This window comes from Cupriavidus sp. GW823-FHT07B10, assembly GCF_058794355.1.
Genome location: NZ_JBXAGS010000007.1, coordinates 208972 through 230161, shown reverse-complemented (window position 1 = coordinate 230161; position 21190 = coordinate 208972). Strand labels below are relative to the sequence as shown.

The following is a 21190-nucleotide window of genomic DNA, read 5'->3' as shown; positions in this document are numbered from 1 at the left end:
GGCTACTGGCGTGCACATCGCGCGCAACCGGAGGTAACCATGAAGCATATCCGTCCCAGCCGAATCCTTGCGGCCGTGGCCCTAGCCGCTGCCGCAATCCCCGCCCTGGCGCAGGCGCCGGGCACGCCGCGCGGCACCTATGACCCGTATTCGCAAGGCGCGCGCAGCACCGACAAGTTCGACCCGTACACCCAGGGCGCCAACGCCCCCACCCGAACCGACCTGGCACCCGCGCCAGAGGCCCAGCCTTCGACCGTGCCGGCGCAGCCTGGCGTGCCTGGCACGACCATGCAGCGCGCCCCGGATCCATACACGGAGGGCGCACGTTGGGAAAGCCCAGACCTCGGCCGCCGCATCGGCAAGCCGAACCCGTTCCTGGATGGCGCCTGAGCATAGCGGCCAGCGCTGCCGGCCATGCGAATGCAACCGGACTTACCGCCTCTTGTAAATCCTGCCCAGGCGCGTGACCCTGGCGACACGCCTGCGGTCGCCAGCGCGCGGGCAGGGCTGCACTGCGCGGCGGACGCGGCCGGCATCGCCAGCATGACGGTGGTCAGCTACAACATCCACCGCGCCGTGGGCACGGACCGCCGCTATCGGCCTGACCGCATCGCAGCGGTGCTGGAGGAACTGGACGCCGATATCGTCGCGCTGCAGGAAGTGGAATCCGGCAGCAGCAACGACCATACCCTGGAATACCTGGCCGGCCATACCGGCATGCACGTGGTCTCTGGATTTACGCGCGTGCGCGGCAATGCCGACTATGGCAATGCGCTGCTGGCGCGCTTTGCGCCGCAGGCGGTGAACCAGATCGACCTGACGGTGAAGGGCTGCGAGCCGCGCGGTGCCATCGATGTCACGCTGGCGTGCACGGCCTCGGGCTGGGAGAGCGCGCTGCGCGTGATTGCCACCCACCTGGGCCTGCGCCCCGGCGAGCGCCGGCGCCAGGTGCAGCAGTTGCTCAACTACGTGGCCGCCGCGCCGCCGTTGCCGACCATCCTGCTCGGTGACGTCAATGAATGGTTCCTGTGGGGCCGGCCATTGCGCTGGCTGCATGCGTATTTCGAGCATGCGCCGCACACCGCCACCTTCCCGTCGCGCTGGCCGGTGTTTGCCCTCGATCGCATCTGGGTGTCGCCGCGCGCGCACCTGGTGTCGGTGGCCAGCCACCGTTCGCCGCTGGCGCGCGTGGCCTCCGACCACCTGCCGCTGCTGGCTCGCTTTGAGGTGCCCGCAGCGCCGCAGTATGACGGTGGAGACCTCAGTACGACATAGCGGTGGCTTTGATGAGCGTCCCGGCCGATCAAGACGGGGGTTCCGGGCGCACCGGGGCCCCCGTTCGTCTTGCCGCACGGATACGTCCTTGCCGGGCGCTAGCTAACGCGGTGCGCGGGGTGGGCGTTCCTCGCGCTCATCGGTGTGGTCAGCCTTGTCGACCGGCACTTCGGCCGGCAGGTCTTCGGCGGCATGCATCACTTCATCGGCGATCTCTTCCTCCGGGCTTTCCTCATCCTGCGCGGTGTGGGCCTCGTTCTCGCGTTGCTCGATTTCTTCGTCGATATCGTCGGTTTCCTGTTCGAGATCGGGGTCGAGCGTGCTCGGGATATGGCCCGCGTCGGCGCGCGCGGCACCGGACGCGGTGTTCTCGCGCGAACGGCGGCCGGCGGAAGCCTGCGCGCCTTCGCGCGGCGCGGGCGCGGTGCCGCCCACACGGTCACCGTGGCGTGGGCCGATACGGTGGGTACGTACGGTCTTGCTCATCGTGCCTCCTGTTCGGTTGGCTCGGCGGATTCAGTGGTTCTCCACTGGCGCTTCGCTGTCATCGGGCCTGTCGCCGCGGCGCCTGACTGAAGGCGGCTCGGTGTTCTCATCCGGGATGTCATGCTCGCGCTCGACATCGTGGCGGCGGTCGCGCCCGGGCTTGCCCCGTTCATGTTCGGTGTCGGGGCCGCCCTTGTGCGGGTCGGGACGCTCGCTGCGGCGTCGCGTGGTGTCATGGTCGGGCTGGCGATGGGTGCTCATGGCGTCTCCACGGAGGTTGGCATGGCGCTGCCGGTCAGTCGGTGCCGGCGCGCAGCTCGTCGGATACGGCGCTCACACCGCGCACCGAACGAGCCAGTTCCATTGCCATCGTACGCTGTTTATCGTCGCGCACGGTGCCTTCCAGCTTGACCACGCCGTCAGTGGTGGATACGCGGATCCTGGCGGGGTCCAGCGTGCGCGCGTTGGCCAGGCGGGCCTGGACTTCGGCAGTGATGGCGCGGTCGCTGGCGGCTGCGGTGTCGCGCGGCGCGGCCGTGCGGCCCGTTGATGACGGCGCCGCCGGCGCATCGGTCGGGGCGGCCGCAACGGCCTGGGAGGCGGCCATCGCCAGCACCGCCAGAGGCAGCGCCAGGCGGGCGATGCGGAAGCGTGGTGTCATGACGATCCTCCTGTACTTGGCAGCGGGCAGGGCGATTCCTGCTCCGCATCTGCCTTTGACCTGCAAGCTCCGTTCCCGGCGCCGGCGTCGGCGCAGCCGGTGCGGAGCTGGGTCCTGTGCGGCTTGCGACGCTGCCGGTTCGGCGCACACGGCGTAGTTTTTACAGCCGCGGCAGAAACTGCATGTGCAGCCTGCCAGCGCCCGCGCGGCATGACCGGCGCGATGCTTGCGCCGTCGTGTGATTGCGTGCCGTCGTGTCTATAGTGGAGGAAATGCTGGCAAAAACTGGCGAGCGGCAAGTGCCGGCGAGCACAGCCCGCAACGCCGGCCCCATGCCGCGGCGGCCCCCTGTGCGCCGCGTGCCGCCGGGCCCGACAGCGCAGCCGGGGGGGAGCGGCTCATCCGTTGCGAGGTAGTCATGAACCTAGCCAGCATCCTGTCCACCGTCGTCCTGGCCTCGTCCGTCTCGGTGTCTTCGGCGCCGGTGGAGCGCCAGCTGCTTGCGATGACGCCCACGGACTTCGCCCAGCGCTTCAATGCCGTGGCCCACGACACCGGCTCCGGCCTGGCCCTGCCCAGCTTCAAGGTCAAGCCGGGCTGGCACCGCGCCGCGCCCAGCTCGGGGGTGTCGGTGCTGGTGCGCGCCAGCCGCTCGGGCTACGCCATCGATGAGGTGGTGGTGGTGTGCCGCGAGGTCGAGCGCTGCTTCCTGACCATCTGCACGGCCGCGCTTGCGATTGACGACAGCGTCAACCCGCTGCTGCTGCAGCGCTTTATCGTGGCGCGCATCGCGACCGAGCTCGGTGAGGTCGGCCTGGTGATGTCGGGCCTGGCGTATATCGTTGTCACGCCCAAGGAGGACGATTACGTTGCCGTCGTGATCCGGCCCTACCTGCCGCAGGAACGCGGCGCTTCGCCCGGCCAGGCGAGGCGCGGGCCGCACGACGGCGCGCAGCCGCCGCAGCACGGCCAGGCGGCGCCGCATGGCACGCCACGCCATCACCATGGCCCGCTGACGCCGATCGTGTTGCACACGGCGGTGCAGAAGTCCTGAGGCCGCGAGCGTTCGCGCTGCCCCTGGGCCGCTTACGGCTGGCGCAGCAGCAGCGCCACCGGCAAGCCGCCCAGCACCTCGCGCAGGCGCAGCCGGCCCATGGGTGCGTCCAGCACGTGGCCGGTCAGCGCATCGGTCCAGCGGCTCGGCTGCGGCGCGCCCACGTTCAGGGCGGTGTCGCCCCAGCCCGCGGGCGGGATGCGCGGCATGGTCGGGTCGACCTGCGTGGCCACCAGCCGCGTCACCACGGTGATGGCCTGGTGCGCATCCGCGGTGCGGGCAAAGGCCAGCACCTGCGGCACCAGCGCGCCTTGCGCCGCCAGCATGCTGTATTGCCCGTCGGCAAAGAGCCGGGGATGGGCGTGGCGTACTGCCAGCACCTGGCGTATCAGCTGCTGCTTGATGCGCCCGTCGCGCCAGTGCGCCAGCCAGTGGGCCCAGCCAGCGCTGCAGCCCAGGCGCGCGCGCAGTTGCGCAAAATCGGGCGGGCGCCGGTTGTCGGGGTCTACCAGGCTCAGGTCCCAGCCTTCGCATCCCTGGTAGCGGTCGGGGATGCCTGGTGCGGTCAGCTGGACCAGCACCTGTGCCAGGCTGTTGACGGCGCCTGCCACGGCAATGTGCTGCGCAAACTGGCCGATATGCGCCAGCACACCCGATGGCCAGTCCGCCGCGATGGCGCGCAGGAAGCCCTCGCACGCGGCTTCGTAGGCTGCGTCGGGGCAGGTCCAGTTGCCGTGGCGCTTGGCTTCGCGGATGGCCTTGAGCTGCCACGCGGACACGCGCTCCAGGAAGGCCTCGACGGTGTTGCTGCCTGCAGGCTTGCCGATGTCCTCCATCGGCCACGCGCCGACCAGGGTCTGGTACAGCATCAGGCGGTCGCCGGGGTCCGGGGCCTGCGGCAGCGTCGACAGCAGCGGTGTGCAGGCGCGTTCCCATGCCGCCACGGCCTCGGCCCAGGCAGCGGGCATCTCGCTCAGCACGGCCAGGCGCATGCGTGTGTCCTCGCCGCGCTTGTGGTCGTGGGTCGCAGTGGCCAGCATGGCATGAGGACAGGCCATGCGCCGCGCCGCCATGCGCGCGTGGAACTGCGCCGGCGGCAGCGCCAGCGTGCCGGGGTCGCTGCCTACCTCGTTGCGCGACAGCAGCCGCCCGTAGCGGTAGAACGCGGTGTCTTCGCCGGCCTTGGCTGCCAGGGCGGGCATCAGTTGCTGCAGGCGGCGGCGCAGCACGCCGGTTTCGCTGTCGGGCGGGGCTGGCGTGCGCAGGCAGCCGCCGATAAAGGCCAGTGCCACGGCCTCGTCCGGGGCGAGGTCGGCGCGCGCCGCCTGCATGGCCTGGTCCAGCATGGCATGGTCGGCCTGTGCGGCAGAGGCGTCGCGTGCGCCGGGTTGCGCGTCAAAGTAGCTGCGGTAGACGGGCACCGCCGCCATCAGCGCGGCCAGCGCGCGCCGCAGCGCCGCGCGTGTCAGGTCACGCGTGCCGGGCTCCTGCTTCGCGCAGTCGTGCAGGCAGGCGGCGGCGCCTTCGTACTCGGTTACCAGGTGCCGCTCCAGCACCTGGCGCCGTGCCGCCGCGACATGGGCGGCATACGGGCGCGCATCGCCGCTGGCCGAAGTCCACAGCGCGCCCAGCGGCGCCTCGCCGTTGCCGTCGTGCAGCACGGCGGCAACCTCGTCCATGAAGTCGTAGCCCGTGGTGCCATCCACCTGCCAGTCCGGCGCCAGCCGTTCGCGCGGGCCCAGGATCTTCTCGACCACCAGCCACGGGTGCGCCAGCCGCAGCAACGGCGGGCGCGCGGCGGCGTGCCGGTCCAGTTCGGCGCGCAGCCGGCGGCAGTAGCCGGCAGGATCGGCCAGGCCGTCGACATGATCGACACGCACGCCGTCGATCCAGCCTTCGCGCAGCAGGCGGAAGACCAGCGCGTGGACGGCGTCGAATACCTGCGGGTCTTCCTCGCGCACGCCGACGAGATCGCTGATCTCGAAAAAGCGCCGCCAGTTCAGTGCCGCGGCGGCGGTGCGCCACCAGGTCAGCCGGTAGTGCTGGCGCTCCAGCAGTGCGTGCAGCCGGGTGCGGCCTTCGGCCTGCGTGGGGTCGTACCAGCCGGGCTGGGTTGCGGCGGCGGCATCCACGCTGCCCGGCGCCAGCGGCAGCGAGTGCTCGAAGTAGCGCAGGTGGGCGGCATCGTCTGCGCTTGCAGGCACCCATTGCAGCTCGCCCGCCACCAGCGTGTCCCAGTAGGACTGGCCCAGCATCGGCAGCAGCACCTTGCCATGCAGGGCGGGGTCGCGCGGGGTCCAGTCGATGTCGAAGCTGGCGGCGCAGCGGCTGGCGCGTCCGTGGGTCAGCACGTCGCGCCACCAGTGGTTGTGGGTGGGGTCGGCCGCCATGTGGTTGGGCACGATGTCCAGCACCAGGCCGAGGCCGGCGGCGCGGGCGCGCCCGGCCAGCGCTTTCAGGCCGGGCTCGCCGCCCAGCTCGTCGCGCACGCGGGTGAAGTCGGTGACATCGTAGCCATGGGTGGAGGCGGGCCGCGCGCTGCACACAGGCGACAGGTACAGGTGGCTGACGCCGAGCGCGGCGTAGTAGTCGACCACGGCAGCAGCATCGGCAAAGGTAAAGCCCGGGTGCAGCTGCAGCCGCGCGGTGGCGCGGGGCAGGTCATGGTCGCCGCCATCGCCATCGCCATGGCTGCCTGGCAGGGATTCCGGCAAGCCGGCGGGCATTATCTGGCGCGCGCCGCTGCGGGCTCGCACATGGTGGCGACGCAGGCCAGCGGCGGCAGCATGCCCGCGGACAGCTCGGCCGCGGCGCCGGGCAGGCTTTCATGCAGCGCCGCGCTCATGTCGTGGCATGGCCGCATGCATGGCACGGCTTCGCTGCCCAGGTTCAGCCACAGGCTCAGCTCCATGCCGTCCATCAGCCGCCAGCGTGCGCACAGCGCGGCCGGCCCCAGGATATCGACGCCGGCCGACTGGCAGCCGGCCAGCCGGTCCAGCAGTTCACGGCGGCGCACCGCGAGCAGCTCGTGGTAGTACGGGGTCCAGTCGCCGTCGTCTTCCAGCTCGGGGCGCGACGCCTCGAAGGTGGCCGGGTCGTTGGGATCGGGGATGGCCGCGGCGCGCGCATCGTCGCGGAATGCCGTGGAAGCCGCAAACTCGCGGCGCCGGCCGTCGCGCACGGCCTGCGCCAGTTCGGGCGGGTGGCTGGTGAAGTAGAGGAAGGGCCGCTGCGTGCCGGTTTCCTCGCCCATGAACACCAGCGGCACCTGCGGGCACAGCAACTGCAGCGCCACCGCCGCGCGCAGCGCATTGCGGTCCGCCAGGCCGGCCAGCCGGTCGCCCAGTGCGCGGTTGCCGGTCTGGTCGTGGTTCTGCAGGAAGCAGACGAAGGCCGTGGGCGGCAGGTGCGCGCTGGGCTGTCCGCGGCGCACGCTGTCCGCGCTTGACGGCACGTCCGGCGCGGCGGCAGAGCGGTGCGCCGACAGCTCGCCCTGGTAGGCAAAGCCTTCGCCCAGCACGCGCGCAAGATGCCGCAGCGCGGGCTCGCCGCGGCCCGCGGCCGCATCCTCGCCCTCATCGGCACAGCGCGTGTAGTCGCAGTAGTAGCCGTCGCCCTCGCCGGTCAGCAGCACGTGCAGGGCATGGTGGGCGTCATCGTTCCACTGTGCGTCGTAGCCCTTGGCCAGCAGTTCGGCATCGTTGTTGTCGTTTTCCAGCACCAGGTGGAGATGGCGGCTGGCGCCGTCGCCTTCGGCCAGCATGGTGCGCAGCTCGCCGGGCAGCGCCGCCAGCCAGCCTTCGTCCTCGATCGCGTGCACGGCGTCCAGGCGCAGGCCGTCGAAGCGGAACTGCTCCAGCCAGTAGCGCGCGTTCTCGGTGAAAAAGCGCCGCACCTGCGGCCGGCGGAAATCGATGGCCGGCCCCCACGGGGTCTGCCGGTCCGCGCGGAAGAACGCGCTGGCGTAGCGGTGCAGGTAGTTGCCCTCCGGCCCGAAGTGGTTGTAGACCACGTCCAGCAGCACCATCATGCCGAGCTGGTGGGCGCGGTCCACCAGCGCGCGCAGTTCGTCCGGGGTGCCGTAGGCGGACTCCGGCGCGAACGGCAGCACGCCGTCATAGCCCCAGTTGCGCGTGCCGGGGAACTCCGCCACCGGCATCAGCTCGACCGCGGTGAAGCCCAGCGCCGCCAGCCGCGGCAGCTGCTGCGCCGCGCCGGCAAAGCCGCCGCACAGGCCCACGTGCAACTCATAGACGATGGCTTCATGCCAGGGGCGCCCGCGCCAGTCCGGACACGCCCACGCAAAGGCGCCGGCGGCGTCGGGCGCGGGCACGATGCTGGGCCCGTGCACATCGTCGGCCTGGCAGCGCGAGGCCGGGTCGGGCACGGTGGTGCCGTCGTCAAGCCGGAACCAGTAGCGTGCCCCATTGCAGCACGGAACGATGGCCTCGAACCAGCCGTTGGCGCCGGCCGCCATGCGCACCGGACCGAGCCCGGCGATCTCCAGCCGTACCGCCTGGCCTTGCTCGGCTGCGTCCGGGGCCCACAGGCGGAACCGCACGCGGCCGTCCGGCAACCAGGCCGGCCCGAACAGGTAGTCGTGCGCATTGTCGTCGTTGCCGGGCAGGCCCAGCGGCCCGGCGGCAGTGGGCGCTGCAAAGCAGTCGTGCGGGGCCAGGCTGGGCATGGCGGAGCGGGCGCCGGGGGCGAGCAGAAACGGGTTGGCGTGCAAATTCGGCTCCTGGCTTTGGGACGGCCGTGGGGAATGCAAAGGGAGAGCCGGCCGGATGGCCGGTCTTGGCACAATGCGAACTCCATGCCCGCAGGACAACGCTTGGCGAGGCCGCGGGCTGGCGGGGGCAAGCGCCAGCGCGGGCTTTGTTACATGGGCCATTGTAGAAACTACCTGCGCGATGCGGACGTGCGCTAGCCCACGCCCGCAGTGCCGCCTTAGGCGGCGCGCGGGGCGTGCGCCGGAGATTCAACCTGCCAGGGCGCACCGCTGGCGCGGTGCAGCAGCCGCACCGGCACCGGCTCGATGTGCCAGATGCGCTCGCAATACTCGCGGATCGCCCGGTCCGATGAAAAGCGCCCGGAGCGCGCGCACGACAGCACCGACATGCGTTGCCAGCGCGCCGGTTCGGCAAAGGCCTGGGAGACTTTCTCCTGGCACTCGATGTAGGAGGCGAAGTCGGCCATCAGCAGGTAGGGGTCGTGCCTCTGCTGCGGGTCAAACAGAGGACGGAACAGCCCCGGGTCCCCGCGCGAGAAGAAGCCCTGCTGGACCAGGTCGATCACTGCGCGCAGCTGCGGGTTGCTGTGGTAGTAGGCGGCAGGGTCGTAGCCGCTTGCACGCAGCCCATAGACCTCCGGCGCGGTCAGTCCGAACGGGAAGAAGTTGTCGTTGCCCACGGCTTCGCGCAGCTCGATATTGGCGCCGTCCATGGTGCCGATATTGAGCGCGCCATTCATCGCGAACTTCATGTTGCCGGTGCCGGACGCTTCCTTGCCCGCCAGCGAGATCTGCTCGGCCAGGTCGGCCGCCGGGTAGATGCGCTGCCCGTAGGTGACATTGAAGTTGGGCAGGAACACAACCTTGAGCCGGTCGCGCACCTGCGGGTCGCGGTTGACCACGTCGGCCACCGAGGTGATGAAGCGGATCATCAGCTTGGCATAGGCGTAGCCCGGCGCCGCCTTGCCGCCGAACAGGAAGGTGCGCGGCTGGATCTCGGTGCCGGGGTCGGACTTGATGCGGTGGTACAGCGCGATCACATGCAGCACCGCCAGGTGCTGGCGCTTGTATTCGTGGATGCGCTTGACCATCACATCGAACATGGAGGACGGGTCCACCACCACGCCGGTGGTTTCGCGGACCAGCTCGGCCAGCGCCACCTTGTTCTGGTGCCGCGCGGCCTGCCATTGTTCGCGAAAGCCCGCGTCCTCGGCATACGGCTCGAGCGCGCGGAGCTGCGCCAGGTCGGAGATCCAGCCGTCGCCGATCGCCTCCGACACCAGCCGCGTCAGGCGCGGGTTGGACAGCGCCAGCCAGCGCCGCGGCGTCACGCCATTGGTGATGCTGGTGAACTTCTCCGGCCACATCTCGTAGAAATCCTTGAGCACGTCCTCGCGCATCAGCCGTGAGTGCAGCTCGGCCACACCGTTGATGGCGTGGCTGCCCACACACGCCAGGTTGGCCATGCGCACCTGCTTTTCGCCGTACTCACTGATCAGCGACAGCCGTGCCAGGCGCGATTCGTCGCCGTAGAAGCGGATCCGCACCTCGTCCAGCAAGCGCGCGTTGATTTCCAGGATGATCTCGAGATGGCGCGGCAGCACCCGGGCAAACAGCGGCAGCGGCCACTGCTCCAGCGCCTCGGGCAGCAGCGTGTGGTTGGTGTAGGCAAAGGCATTCTGCGTGATGTGCCAGGCCTCGTTCCAGGGCAGGTCATGGTCGTCGACCAGCAGCCGCATCAGCTCGGCAATGCCCACGGCCGGGTGGGTGTCGTTCAGCTGCACCGCGAACTTCTCGTGGAAGCGCGTCACCGGGATGCCGTCGACGGCGAGCAGCCGCAGCATGTCTTGCAGCGAACAGGCGACGAAGAAGTATTGCTGCTCCAGCCGCAGCTCCTTGCCCTGGCTGGTCTCGTCGTTGGGGTAGAGGACCTTGGTCAGGTTCTCGGAAGTGACCTTCTTGCTGACCGCGCCCAGGTAGTCGCCGCGGTTGAAGGTATGGAAGTCGAACGCCTCGGTGGCGTCCGCGCGCCACAGCCGCAGGGTGTTCACGGTATTGACGCGGTAGCCCAGGATCGGCGAGTCAAACGGCACACCCACCACGGTCTTGGCCGGCACCCAGCGTACGCGGTAGTGGCCGCGGTCGTCGGTGTAGTGCTCGGTGTGCCCGCCCAGGCGCACCTGCACGGCCCACTCTGAGCGCTGGATCTCCCAGGGGTTGCCGTTGCGCAGCCAGGTATCGGTGGATTCCACCTGCATGCCGTCGATGATGGTCTGCTGGAAGATGCCGTACTCGTAGCGGATGCCATAGCCGAGCGCGGGGATTTCCAGCGTCGCCAGCGAATCCATGAAGCAGGCCGCGAGCCGGCCCAGGCCGCCATTTCCCAGCCCCGGCTCGACCTCTTGCTCCAGGATGCGGTCTAGATCCAGCCCGGCAGCGGCCATGGCCTCGCGCACCTCGTCGAAGATGCCCAGGTTGATCAGGTTGTTGCCCAGGTGCGGGCCCATCAGGAATTCCGCCGACAGGTAGGCGACGGTGCGCGAGGGCTGGCCCAGGTAGGCCTCGGCGGTGCTGATCCAGCGCTGCACCAGGCGGTCGCGCACGGTATGCGCCGCTGCCTGGTAGAGATCGTTCTGGCTGGCGTGGCCGGGCAGCTTGCCCTGGGTATGGAAGACGTGGTCGAGGAAGGCCCGGCGCAGGCTGGCGCCGGACAGGGCGGTACGGGTGTCATCGGCATGCTCGGGCCGGACAGATTCCTTCATGGCGAGGCTCCTGCGCATGTACGTGGGTCAAGCTTAGTGGATGGAGCAATCCCTGCAGGGAGATCGCGGAGCTGGTCTTGCAAGCGGCACTTTTTGCGGGCGAGCCGTGGCTACGCGCGTGGCGGCGGATGGCGTGCGCCGTGGCGGCCGCCGCGCAGGGCGTTGGCGCGCGCCCGCACCATCGGGGTATCGAACAGCGCACGTACATCGGCGTCGAGCCGGCGCTGCCAGTTGGGGTGGACGCTGGTGGTGCCGGGCAGGTTGGGTTGCTCGGCCTCGCCCAGCAGGTCTTCCAGCGGCACCAGGCGCATGGCGGTGCGCGCGGTGCCCAGCCACGCCAGCACGGCATCGAGCGGGGCATCGGCGGGGTCCGGCACGGCGCCGCTGCACAGCCCCGCTGCGCACAGCGCCTGCCAGAGCGCGCCGCGCTCGCGCGCACGGCCGGCCTGCATCGCCGCGAGGGTTTCGCCCGGCGCCAGCAGGTGCAGCCGGTCGCGCCACGCAAGGTCGCGGCCGGCCCACCAGCCGGTGACTGTGGGGAGGTCGTGGGTCGAGGTGGTGGCGATGGCATCGGGCGGCCAGGCTGCGGGAGGCAGGAAGGCCGGCACGGTGTCGGGCGCCGGGGCGGGCACCCGCTGAGCTGCCTCGGCCGCATCCACTGGCGCGCTCTCTTCGCGCTGGAACCACAGCACATCGATGCCCAGCACGCCACGGGCCGACAGCGCCGCATTCAGCTCCGGCGGCACCGTGCCCAGGTTTTCGCCGATGATGATGGCGCGGTGCCGCCATGATTCCAGCGCCACCAGCCGCAACATGTCCTGCAGCGGATAGCGCAGGTAGGCGCCTTCACTGGCCGGGGCACCGGCAGGCACCAGCCACATGCGTGCCAGGCCCAGCACATGGTCGATGCGCAGCCCGCCGGCATGGGCCAGGTTGGCGCGCAGCATCTCCAGGAAGGCCGCGTAGCCGCGGCGGCGCAGCCCGCGCGGCGAGAACACCGCCACGCCCCAGTCCTGCCCGAGCGGGTTGTACAGGTCCGGCGGTGCGCCGGCATGGAAGCCCGCCAGGATTTCCTGTTGCCGCGTCCAGGCCTGACTGCCGCCAGGGTCGGCCCCCACCGCCAGGTCGGAGACGATGCCGACCGCCATGCCCGCGCCGCGCGCCGCACGCTGCGCGCGTGCCATGCCGTCGGCCGTAATCCATTGCAGGAAAGCGTGGTAGGCGACCTCATTGGCATGGGCCTGTGCAAAGGCCGCCACGGCGGCATCGCCGGGCGCGCGCAGCGTGACCGGCCAGCAGCGCCAGTCAGGCGCGGGGTTGTGGTTCATGCCGTTGGCGCTGTCGGCCAGGCGCCGGGCCTGGATCGCCTCGTAGCATGCGTGCGCGTGCAGCGCGGTGCCGCCGCGCGCGCGAAAGGCGGCGCAGTCATCGAGCGCCGCGCGCGGCAGCAGCGCATCGCTGCGCTCCCATAGCCACCGCAGGATGGCGTAGCGCAGCGGCGTCAGCTTGACCCAGTCGATCTCGCTGCGGGCTTCCAGCGCTTGCAGCGACTCGCCCGCGCCGAGCGCGGCGACGGCCCAGTCTACCGCGGCCTGCCCGAATTGCACGGCGGGGTCGGCATAGAGCGGATTCAGGAACAGGCGGCTGGACGGCGCATACGGGCTATAGCGCTCGGGCAGGGCGGCAAAGCCGGCGTGCAGCGGGTTGATGGCGACGGCGTCGGCGCTGGCGCCGGCTGCGCTGATGCAGCACTGGGTCAGCGCGCTCAGGTCGCCCAGGCCGCAGGGCGCGCCGCGGCGCAGGCCGTAGAGCTGCACTGCCAGGCCCCAGGGCCGGGTCAGTTCGCCCGCGCGGCCGGCGTGCCGCAGCGCATCGGCAACGCCGTAGCAGCGCGGCGGCGCGATTGCCAGCACGGTGTGCGCATCGCCGAGTTCCAGGCGGTGGTAGCCGCATACGTCGATGGCGGGCAGCAGCATGGTGCCGTCGCTGTCGCGCGCGCTGCCATCGTTGCCACGCTCCGCGGTGCCGGTGACGATGGCGCCGTCTTCCAGCGTCAGCCGGTAGGACCGCTGCGGCAGGGTATGTGGCCACGGCACCGCCACCGGCTTGCCGCGCTCGGCGGTGACCAGCGGCGGCAGTGCATGCGCGGCGTCATCGGAGGCAAGCCATGCGCGCGACGCTTCGCACTGGCCAGTGGTGGCGCAAGGCAGGCCCAGGCCGTCCAGCACGCGCCGCAGTGCGGCGTCCGACACGGTCTGGGGCTGGTTCCAGGCATCCGTCCACCGGGGCAGCAGGCCCGCGCGCAGTGCCAGCGCATGCAGCGCCGTGGGCGTGTCGTGGCGGGTGGCGCGCCGGCTCATGCCTGTGCCTCCTGCGGCGCGCCCAGCGGCGGGCTTTCCTGGGGCGCGCTCTGGCGGCTGCGGGCCTGGGCCGCCAGCAGCACCAGCGAGTGGCCCGCCACCGCCTGGCTGTCGGCGACCGCCTCGCTCGCGAGTTCGGCCTCGGTGGCGTCGGGCCGGCTGCTGTCGAACAGCAGTTTCCAGGCCAGCGTGGGCCCGGGCAGCAGGAAGGAGGCCTCGGCATCGCCGGCGTTGAGCAGCAGCAAGGTTACCTGCACGGCGCCGGCATCGTTCTCTTCGTCCTGCGCCAGCGAGCCCAGCTGCGCGCGCTCCGGTTGGGGCGGCGCGGCCGCGCGGCGCAGCGCGAGCGTGCGGATCTCCGGGTCGGCCCATTCCTCGGGGGTGGGCGGTTTGCCGTCGGTATCGAACCAGGCAATATCGGCAATGCCCTGCGCCGGTTCCTCGCGCCCGTGCGCGAAGCGGTCGCCGGCCAGGGAGTGCAGCCGCCGGCGCAGGTCCAGCAGGCGGCGCACCATGTGCTGCAGCGGCTGGGCGCCGGGCGTCTGGGCCTGCTTCCAGTCCAGCCACGAGATCTCGTCGTCCTGGCAGTAGGCGTTGTTGTTGCCTTGCTGGCTGCGGCCCCATTCATCGCCGGCGGTCAGCATCGGCGTGCCCTGCGACAGCAGCAGCGTGGCCATCAGTGCCTGTGCCACGCGCGCGCGGCAGGCCAGGATGGCGGGGTCGTCGGTGGGGCCTTCGATGCTGCCGTCGGGGCTCCAGTTGGCGCTGGCGTTGTCGTCGGTGCCGTCGCGGTTGTCTTCGCCGTTGGCCTCGTTGTGCTTGCTGCTGTAGCTGACCAGGTCGGCCAGCGTGAAGCCGTCGTGTGCGGTGATGAAGTTGATGCTGGCCCACGGGCGCCGGTGGCGGCGGTCGAAGAGGTCGGCCGAGGCCGCCAGCCGCGCCGCCAGTTCGCCGCGGTGGCCGGCGTCGCCGCGCCAGAAGCGGCGCGCCACGTCGCGGAACTTGTCGTTCCACTCGGCAAAGCCGGGCGGGTGGTTGCCAAGCTGGTAGCCGCCCGGGCCCAGGTCCCACGGCTCGGAGATCAGCTTGACGCGGCTCAGCACCGGATCCTGCATCAGTGCATCGAAAAAGCCCGAGCCCGCATCGAAGCCGTTGCCCTCGCGCCCGAGGGTGGTGCCCAGGTCGAAGCGGAAGCCATCGACGTGGTAGCAGTGCACCCAGTAGCGCAACGAGTCCATCACCATCTGCAGCACGCGCGGATGCGACAGGTTGAGCGTATTGCCGCAGCCGGTGTCGTTGATGTAGTGGCGCTCGTCGCCCGGCACCAGCCGGTAGTAGCTGGCGTTGTCCAGCCCGCGCCACGACACCGTCGGCCCCAGCTCGTTGCCCTCGCAGGTATGGTTGTAGACCACGTCCAGGATCACTTCGATGCCGGCCGCGTGCAGGCGCCGCATCGCCACCTTGAACTCCTGCAGTTGCCCGGTGCCCAGGTAGGCGGGCTCCGGCGCGAAGTACGCCATGGTGTTGTAGCCCCAGTAGTTGCGCAGTCCGCGCTCCAGCAGGAAGCGGTCCTGCAGGATGGCGTGGACCGGCAGCAGCTCGACGGTGGTGATGCCGAGCTGCACCAGGTGGTCGATAAAGCGCGGGTCGCACAGCGCGGCGAAGGAGCCGCGCAGGTTGGGCAGCAGATCGCCGCGCAGCATCGACAGGCCCCGCAGGTGGGCTTCATAGATGACGGTGGACGGCCACGGCACCGCGGGCGGGCGGTCGTCGCCCCAGTGGAAGCTCTCGTCGACCACCACCGCCTTGGGCATGGTGGGGGCGCTGTCGCGGCGGTCCGGTGTCAGGTCGCCGCGCGCGCTTTGCAGGCGGTAGCCGAACAGCGCATCGGACCAGCGCACCGGGCCGCTCAACTGGCGCGCATACGGGTCGAGCAGCAGCTTGTGCGGGTTGAAGCGGTGGCCGTGCGCGGGATCGTAGGGGCCGTGCGCGCGGTAGCCGTACAGCGTGCCGAGCGCCGCATCGGGCAGGTAGCCGTGCCAGATCTCGTCGGTGCGTTCCGGCAGCTGCAGGCGCGCCAGCTCCTTGCGCCCGTTGTCGGAGAACAGGCACAGGTCGATGCGCGAGGCATGGGCCGAGAACACCGCGAAATTGACACCCAGGCCGTCCCAGTGGGCCCCGAGGGGATACGGCTTGCCCGGCAGCAGCCGGTCCGCGAACTGTCGGCTCATGTCGATGCGCCCTGGATGCCGCCACCAGGATCGAAGCGCAGCACCAGCGTGGCCAGCGGCGGCAGCGTCAGCGCGAGCGAAGCCGGCTGCCCGTGCGAAGGCACGTCCACTGCCGCTACCGCGCCGCTGTTGCCGACATTGGTGCCGCCATACACGGCGGCATCGGTATTCAGGCATTCCTGCCAGGCGCCGGCATACGGCACCCCGAGCCGGTAGCCATAGCGCGGCACCGGGGTCATGTTGACCACCACCAGCACCACTTCGCGGCTGTATGGGCCCGCGCGGCGCAGCCACGCAAACACGCTGTTATGGTTGTCGTCGCCCACCACCCACTGGAAGCCTTCCGGGCGGTGGTCCAGCGCATGCAGCGCGGGCAGCTCCCGGTAGAGGCGGTTCAGATCCCGCACCAGCGTGTGCATGCCGCGGTGCATGGGGTGGTCCAGCAAGGCCCAGTCAAGCTCGGCATCGTGGTTCCATTCCTGCCACTGCGCCAGTTCGCCGCCCATGAACAGCAGCTTCTTGCCCGGGTGCGCCCACATGAAGCCGTAGTAGGCGCGCAGGCCGGCAAAGCGCTGCCACTCGTCGCCGGGCACCTTGCCGATCATCGAGGCCTTGCCGTGCACCACCTCGTCATGCGACAGCGGCAGCACGAAGGCCTCGGACCACGCATAGACCAGCCCGAAGGTCATGTCCTGGTGGTGCCAGGCGCGATGGACGGGCTCGTGACCGAGATAATGCAGCGTGTCGTGCATCCAGCCCATGTTCCACTTGAAGTCGAAGCCAAGCCCGCCGCTGGCGACGCTGGCGGTCACGCCGGGCCAGGCGGTGGATTCTTCGGCGATGGTCAGCGCACCGGGGCAGCGTTCGTGGACCACGGCGTTCAGTTCGCGCAGGAAGTCGATGGCTTCCAGGTTTTCCCGGCCGCCGAAGCGGTTCGGCACCCACTGGCCGGGCTCGCGGCTGTAGTCGCGGTAGAGCATGGATGCCACCGCGTCCACGCGCAGGCCGTCGGCGTGGAAGTGCTCCAGCCAGTGCAGCGCGCCGGCCAGCAGGAAGCCGCGCACCTCGTTGCGGCCGAGGTTGTAGATCAGGGTGTTCCAGTCCTGGTGGAAGCCTTCGCGCGGGTCCTCGTGCTCATACAGGGCGGTGCCGTCGAAGCGCGCCAGCCCGTGCGGATCGGTCGGGAAGTGCGCGGGCACCCAGTCCAGGAGCACGCCGATGCCGGCCTGGTGGCAGCGGTCGATAAAGGCGGCGAAGGCCTGCGGCGGCCCCAGCCGCGCGGTGGGCGCATACAGCGACAGCGGCTGGTAGCCCCACGAGCCGCCGAACGGATGCTCGGTGATCGGCAGCAGTTCGATATGCGTAAAGCCCAGTTCCTGCACGTATGGCACCAGCCGCTCGGCCAGGATCTCCCAGCCGCGCTGCGTGTCGTTGGCCGCGCGCAGCCACGACAGAGCGTGGACCTCGTAGACCGACATCGGCGCTGCGTAGGGATCGGCGCCGCCGCGGCGCGCCATCCAGTCGGCGTCATGCCAGGCGAAGGGGGGCGCGCCCTGGCCCGGTCCGGCCACCACCGAGGCGGTGGCGGGGGGCGCCTCGGTGGCCAGCGCGAGCGGGTCGGCCTTGTCCGGCAGCTCGGTGCCGTGCGGGTCGAGCAGGTCGTACTTGTAGCGGCTGCCGGGCTGCGCGCCCAGTGCGGCGGGGATGAACAGCTCCCAGATGCCGCTGGGGTGGCGCAGCCGCATCGGGTGCCGCGCCGGATGCCAGCCGTTGAAGTCAGCGATCACAGAGACCCGCCGCGCGTTCGGCGCCCATACGGCAAAGCGCACGCCGTCGATGCCGTCCACGCGCTGCCACTGCGCGCCCAGGCAGGCGCCGAGCTCGAAGTGGCGGCCCTCGGCGATCAGGTGCAGGTCCAGCTCACCCAGCAGCAGGCCAAAGGCGTAAGGGTCGGCGCCGCACTGCCCGCTGCCGTCGGACCATTGCACGCGCAGCCGGTAATCGGGCGCACCGCCCTTGTATTCGCGCGGCAGCCGCGCGGCGAAGACGCCGCCGCCATGCAGCCGTGCCATCTCCGCCAGTGGCGTGCCGCCCGCATCGGTCAGCTGCACCGACGCCGCCCCTGGCAGGCAGGCGCGCACCAGCGTGCCGTCGCCGTCAGGGTGCGGGCCCAGCACGGCAAACGGATCATGGTGGCGCGCACCAAGCAAGGCCTCGAACTCGTGGCCCGGCAGCATGCCGGGCTGCGTGCCATGGGCGGGGGTCATGGCTGGTCTCCCGGCGCCAGCAGCTTGCGCACCAGGCGCGCCAGGCCGCTGACCGGCAGGTCGATCCAAGCCACGCGGTTGGCGGCTTCGTAGTCGACCTCATAGGCTGCCCGTTCCAGCAGGAACAGGTCCAGCAATGGCTGCAGCTGGCCGGGCGCGACCCAGGGTGTGCCCGAGTCCTGCATGTGCAGGTGGTAGCAGTTCAGGAGGGCTTCGCTGGCGGTGCTGCGGAAGCGCTCCAGCAGCACCGCGCGGCGTTCGGCCAGCTGCGGCGGCAGTTCGCTGTGGGTGCGCTCCTGGCGGTCGGTGCCGACCGTGGCCGCGGCGTAGTCAAGCGAGCGCAGCAGCCCGGCCACATCGCGCAGCGGCGAGGTCTTGCGCCGGCGCCAGTCCAGCGGCAGGCCGGGCTCGCCTTCGAAGTCGACCAGGTAGGTGTCGTTCTGCGCAATCAGCACCTGGCCCAGGTGGAAGTCGCCGTGGATGCGTGTCTGCAGGCTGCCCGGCGCGGCAGCGGCGAGCTGTTCGACCAGCGCGGGCAGCGCGTCGCGCGCGGCCAGCAGGGTCTGCACGTCGGCCTCGAAGCCCTGGCGCACCGGTCCCGGCACGGTGGCGGGCGCGGACTCCAGCCGCGTCAGGGCGCGCTGCAGCGCACGCAAGGCTTGCTCGGCCCACGCGCGCGCATCGCCTTCGGTGGCCGGCAACGGCGCGAACGCGTCGTCGCCGCTGGGCCGTGCCAGCACCGCATGGAGTTCGGCGAGCCGGCGGCCGAGCGTGCCAGCCAGCGCGGCATAGCCGTTCATGGCCTCGGCAAACTCGTCCTCGCTCTCCTGCGAGGGCAGCGCGTCATCGATGGCGCGGCCCAGGTAGTCCAGGGTCCAGTCCCAGCCATTGCCCTGGTTCAGGACATAGCCCTGCAGCAGCATCAGCGTATGCGGCACGCCATCCGGTCCGGTGCGCACCACCTCGCCCAGCAGCGGCGCCGCGTGCGCATAGCCCTGCACGGTCAGGTAGCGCGTCATCTCGGCCTCGGGGTGGATGCCGCCAGAGACCCGGCGCACCATCTTGAGCACGGCGGTGTTGTTATAGGACAGCGAGCTGTTGGACTGCTCTGCCGACATGTATTCGATCGGGTCGCGCTCCAGTTCCAGCGCGGCCAGGCCGGCTTCGGCGCGGAAGTGGATGATGTCGTTGCCGGCGTGCACCTGCACGTCATTGCGCAGCGCGCGCACCACCTCGCGCGCAAAGGGCTCGACCACGAAACCGTCGGTGGCCAGCCCCACGCGGCTGCCCTGGCGCACGCGCGCCATCGACAGTCCATGTGCCAGCTGCGACACGCTGTCGGCGCTCTCGCGGTCCCACAGGATGCCCAGCGGCAGCTGGTAGCGTTCGGTGCGGCCAGGCAGGGTCACCTCCACCTCGCCCAGGTAGACATCTTCGCCGCTGCTGCCGCGCGCAAATGGCAGCAGGTACGCCAGGTCGATGCGCTCGATGCGCTCGTGCTTGGCGCCGAACCAGCGGCGCCGGCTGATGTAGTGCGGCAGCACGTCGCTGGCCATGATGCGGCGCGAGGCGTCGGTCAGCTCCGGCCGGCTCGTGTTCTGCATCACCAGGGTGATCTGGTCCGGCATCTGCTCGGGTGCTTCCACGTGCCATGACGGGGGCTGCGCCTCGTCACTGAGTACGAACCAGTAGAAGCCGTAAGGCGGCAGCGTGAGCAGGTAGGTCAGCGTGCCGATGGCCGGGAACGGCGTGGCGCCCATCATCTCCACCGGCACGCGGCCGTTGAAGGCGGACAGGTCCAGTTCGACGGCCTGCGGCGCGCGCGACAGGTTGGCCACGCACATGATGTGCTCGTCCTCGTATTCGCGCAGGTAGGCCAGGATCTTGCGGTTGCCCGGAAACAGGAAGCGCAGCGTGCCGCGGCCGAAGGCGCGGTGCTTGCGCCGCAGCGCCAGCATGCGCCGCATCCAGTTCAGCAGCGAATGCGGGTCGCGCGCCTGCGCCTCGACGTTGACGGCTTCGTAGCCATACAGCGGGCCTTGCAGCGGCGGCAGCACCAGGCGCTCGGGGTCGGCGTGCGAGAAGCCGCCGTTGCGGTCGGGTGACCACTGCATCGGCGTGCGCACGCCGTCGCGGTCGCCCAGGTGGATGTTGTCGCCCATGCCGATCTCGTCGCCGTAGTAGATCACCGGCGTGCCCGGCATCGAGAACAGCAGGCTGTTCATCAGCTCGATGCGGCGGCGGTCGCGCTCCATCAGGGGTGCCAGCCGGCGGCGGATGCCCAGGTTGATGCGGGCGCGCCGGTCGGTGGCGTAGACCTCCCACAGGTAGTCGCGCTCGCTGCTGGTCACCATCTCCAGCGTCAGTTCGTCATGGTTGCGCAGGAAGATGGCCCACTGGCAGTTGGGCGGCACCTCCGGCGTCTGGCGCATGATGTCGGTGATCGGGAAGCGGTCTTCGCGCGCGATCGCCATGTACATGCGCGGCATCAGCGGGAAGTGGAAGGCCATGTGGCATTCGTCGCCTTCCGGCTCCGGCCCGGTCAGGCCAAAGTACTGCTGCGCGTCCTCCGGCCACATATTGGCTTCTGCCAGCAGCATGCGGCCGGGGAAGCGCGCGTCCAGGTGGGCACGGATATGGCGGATGACGGCATGGGTCTCGGGCAGGTTCTCGTTGCTGGTGCCTTCGCGCTCGACCAGGTAGGGCACCGCGTCCAGGCGCAGCCCGTCGACGCCCATGTCGAGCCAGTAGCGCATCACCGACAGCACCTCGTTGAGCACCTGCGGGTTGTCGAAGTTCAGGTCCGGCTGGTGCGAGTAGAAGCGGTGCCAGAAGTAGGCGCCCGCCACCGGGTCCCAGCTCCAGTTGGACTTCTCGGTGTCGCAGAAGATGATGCGGGTGCCGGCGTAGGCCTGGTCATGGTCCGACCACACGTAGTAGCGCCGTGCCGCCGAGCCGGGCTTGGCGGCGCGCGCGCGCTGGAACCACGGATGCTGGTCGGAGGTGTGGTTGATCACCAGCTCGGTGATCACGCGCAGTCCGCGCGCGTGCGCCGCGGCGATAAAGCGGCGCGCCTCGGCCAGCGTGCCGTAGTCGGGGTGGACGTTGCGGTAGTCGGCGATGTCGTAGCCGTCGTCGCGGCGCGGCGACGGATAGAACGGCAGCAGCCAGACCGTGTCCACACCCAGGTTGACCAGGTAGTCGAGCTTGGCCAGCAACCCGGCAAAATCGCCCACGCCGTCGCCGTTGGCGTCGTAGAAGGACTTGATGTGGAGCTGGTAGATGATCGCGTCCTTGTACCAGAGCGGATCGGCGTTGAGCAGGGCGGCACTGCCGGTTTCGGTAAGGCGTTTCATCCGTGT

13 protein-coding genes are annotated in these 21190 nt (G+C 70.4%); 3 read left to right on the top strand and 10 right to left on the bottom strand.

The genetic code is table 11. The features are described from left to right. The first annotated feature begins 39 nt into the window (after positions 1–39). Entirely contained in the window at positions 40–390 is a 351-nt protein-coding gene (locus tag AC1Q6V_RS17560) for a hypothetical protein (protein ID WP_010814556.1), read from the top strand. 24 nt (positions 391–414) lie between these two features. Then, positions 415–1275, top strand: a complete 861-nt coding sequence (locus AC1Q6V_RS17555; protein WP_037024227.1) for an endonuclease/exonuclease/phosphatase family protein — start codon at positions 415–417, stop codon at positions 1273–1275. A gap of 102 nt (positions 1276–1377) precedes the next feature. On the opposite strand, the gene AC1Q6V_RS17550 is transcribed toward AC1Q6V_RS17555, so the two are convergent. Genes AC1Q6V_RS17550 through AC1Q6V_RS17540 form a run of 3 tightly spaced genes read right to left on the bottom strand, consistent with a single transcriptional unit; the run spans position 1378 to position 2422 of the window. Beyond that, positions 1378–1761, bottom strand: coding sequence for a hypothetical protein (locus tag AC1Q6V_RS17550; RefSeq protein WP_010814554.1), 384 nt, complete (start codon positions 1759–1761; stop codon positions 1378–1380). A 30-nt stretch (positions 1762–1791) separates the two neighbouring features. Beyond that, positions 1792–2022 (bottom strand): hypothetical protein, encoded by a 231-nt coding sequence (locus tag AC1Q6V_RS17545; protein ID WP_010814553.1) that lies wholly within the window; start codon positions 2020–2022, stop codon positions 1792–1794. 34 nt (positions 2023–2056) lie between these two features. Next, positions 2057–2422, bottom strand: coding sequence for a BON domain-containing protein (locus tag AC1Q6V_RS17540; protein WP_010814552.1), 366 nt, complete (start codon positions 2420–2422; stop codon positions 2057–2059). A 418-nt stretch (positions 2423–2840) separates the two neighbouring features. Between AC1Q6V_RS17540 and AC1Q6V_RS17535 the strand changes: the two genes are divergently transcribed. Beyond that, positions 2841–3476 (top strand): hypothetical protein, encoded by a 636-nt coding sequence (locus AC1Q6V_RS17535; RefSeq protein WP_010814551.1) that lies wholly within the window; start codon positions 2841–2843, stop codon positions 3474–3476. A gap of 32 nt (positions 3477–3508) precedes the next feature. Here AC1Q6V_RS17535 and treY read toward each other — a convergent pair whose 3' ends face one another. The 7 genes from treY to treS all read right to left on the bottom strand — a co-directional run bounded on the left by treY (position 3509) and on the right by treS (position 21184). Continuing rightward, complete coding sequence (treY, locus tag AC1Q6V_RS17530) at positions 3509–6202, bottom strand: malto-oligosyltrehalose synthase (protein ID WP_454750247.1); 2694 nt, start codon at positions 6200–6202, stop codon at positions 3509–3511. Continuing rightward, positions 6202–8208: a malto-oligosyltrehalose trehalohydrolase gene (gene treZ / locus AC1Q6V_RS17525; protein ID WP_454750248.1), complete on the bottom strand. Its 2007-nt coding sequence runs from the start codon at positions 8206–8208 to the stop codon at positions 6202–6204. The genes treY and treZ overlap by 1 nt, the downstream gene beginning before the upstream one ends. A 218-nt stretch (positions 8209–8426) precedes the next feature. Continuing rightward, positions 8427–10970: a glycogen/starch/alpha-glucan phosphorylase gene (locus AC1Q6V_RS17520; RefSeq protein ID WP_011617310.1), complete on the bottom strand. Its 2544-nt coding sequence runs from the start codon at positions 10968–10970 to the stop codon at positions 8427–8429. Between the two features lie 110 nt (positions 10971–11080). After that, complete coding sequence (gene malQ / locus AC1Q6V_RS17515; RefSeq protein WP_011617309.1) at positions 11081–13330, bottom strand: 4-alpha-glucanotransferase; 2250 nt, start codon at positions 13328–13330, stop codon at positions 11081–11083. Then, positions 13327–15561, bottom strand: coding sequence for a glycogen debranching protein GlgX (gene glgX, locus AC1Q6V_RS17510; RefSeq protein WP_011617308.1), 2235 nt, complete (start codon positions 15559–15561; stop codon positions 13327–13329). The genes malQ and glgX overlap by 4 nt, the downstream gene beginning before the upstream one ends. After that, positions 15558–17828, bottom strand: coding sequence for a 1,4-alpha-glucan branching protein GlgB (gene glgB, locus AC1Q6V_RS17505; RefSeq protein ID WP_010814545.1), 2271 nt, complete (start codon positions 17826–17828; stop codon positions 15558–15560). The genes glgX and glgB overlap by 4 nt, the downstream gene beginning before the upstream one ends. After that, positions 17825–21184: a maltose alpha-D-glucosyltransferase gene (gene treS / locus AC1Q6V_RS17500; protein WP_439669133.1), complete on the bottom strand. Its 3360-nt coding sequence runs from the start codon at positions 21182–21184 to the stop codon at positions 17825–17827. The genes glgB and treS overlap by 4 nt, the downstream gene beginning before the upstream one ends. Between the last annotated feature and the right edge of the window lie 6 nt (positions 21185–21190).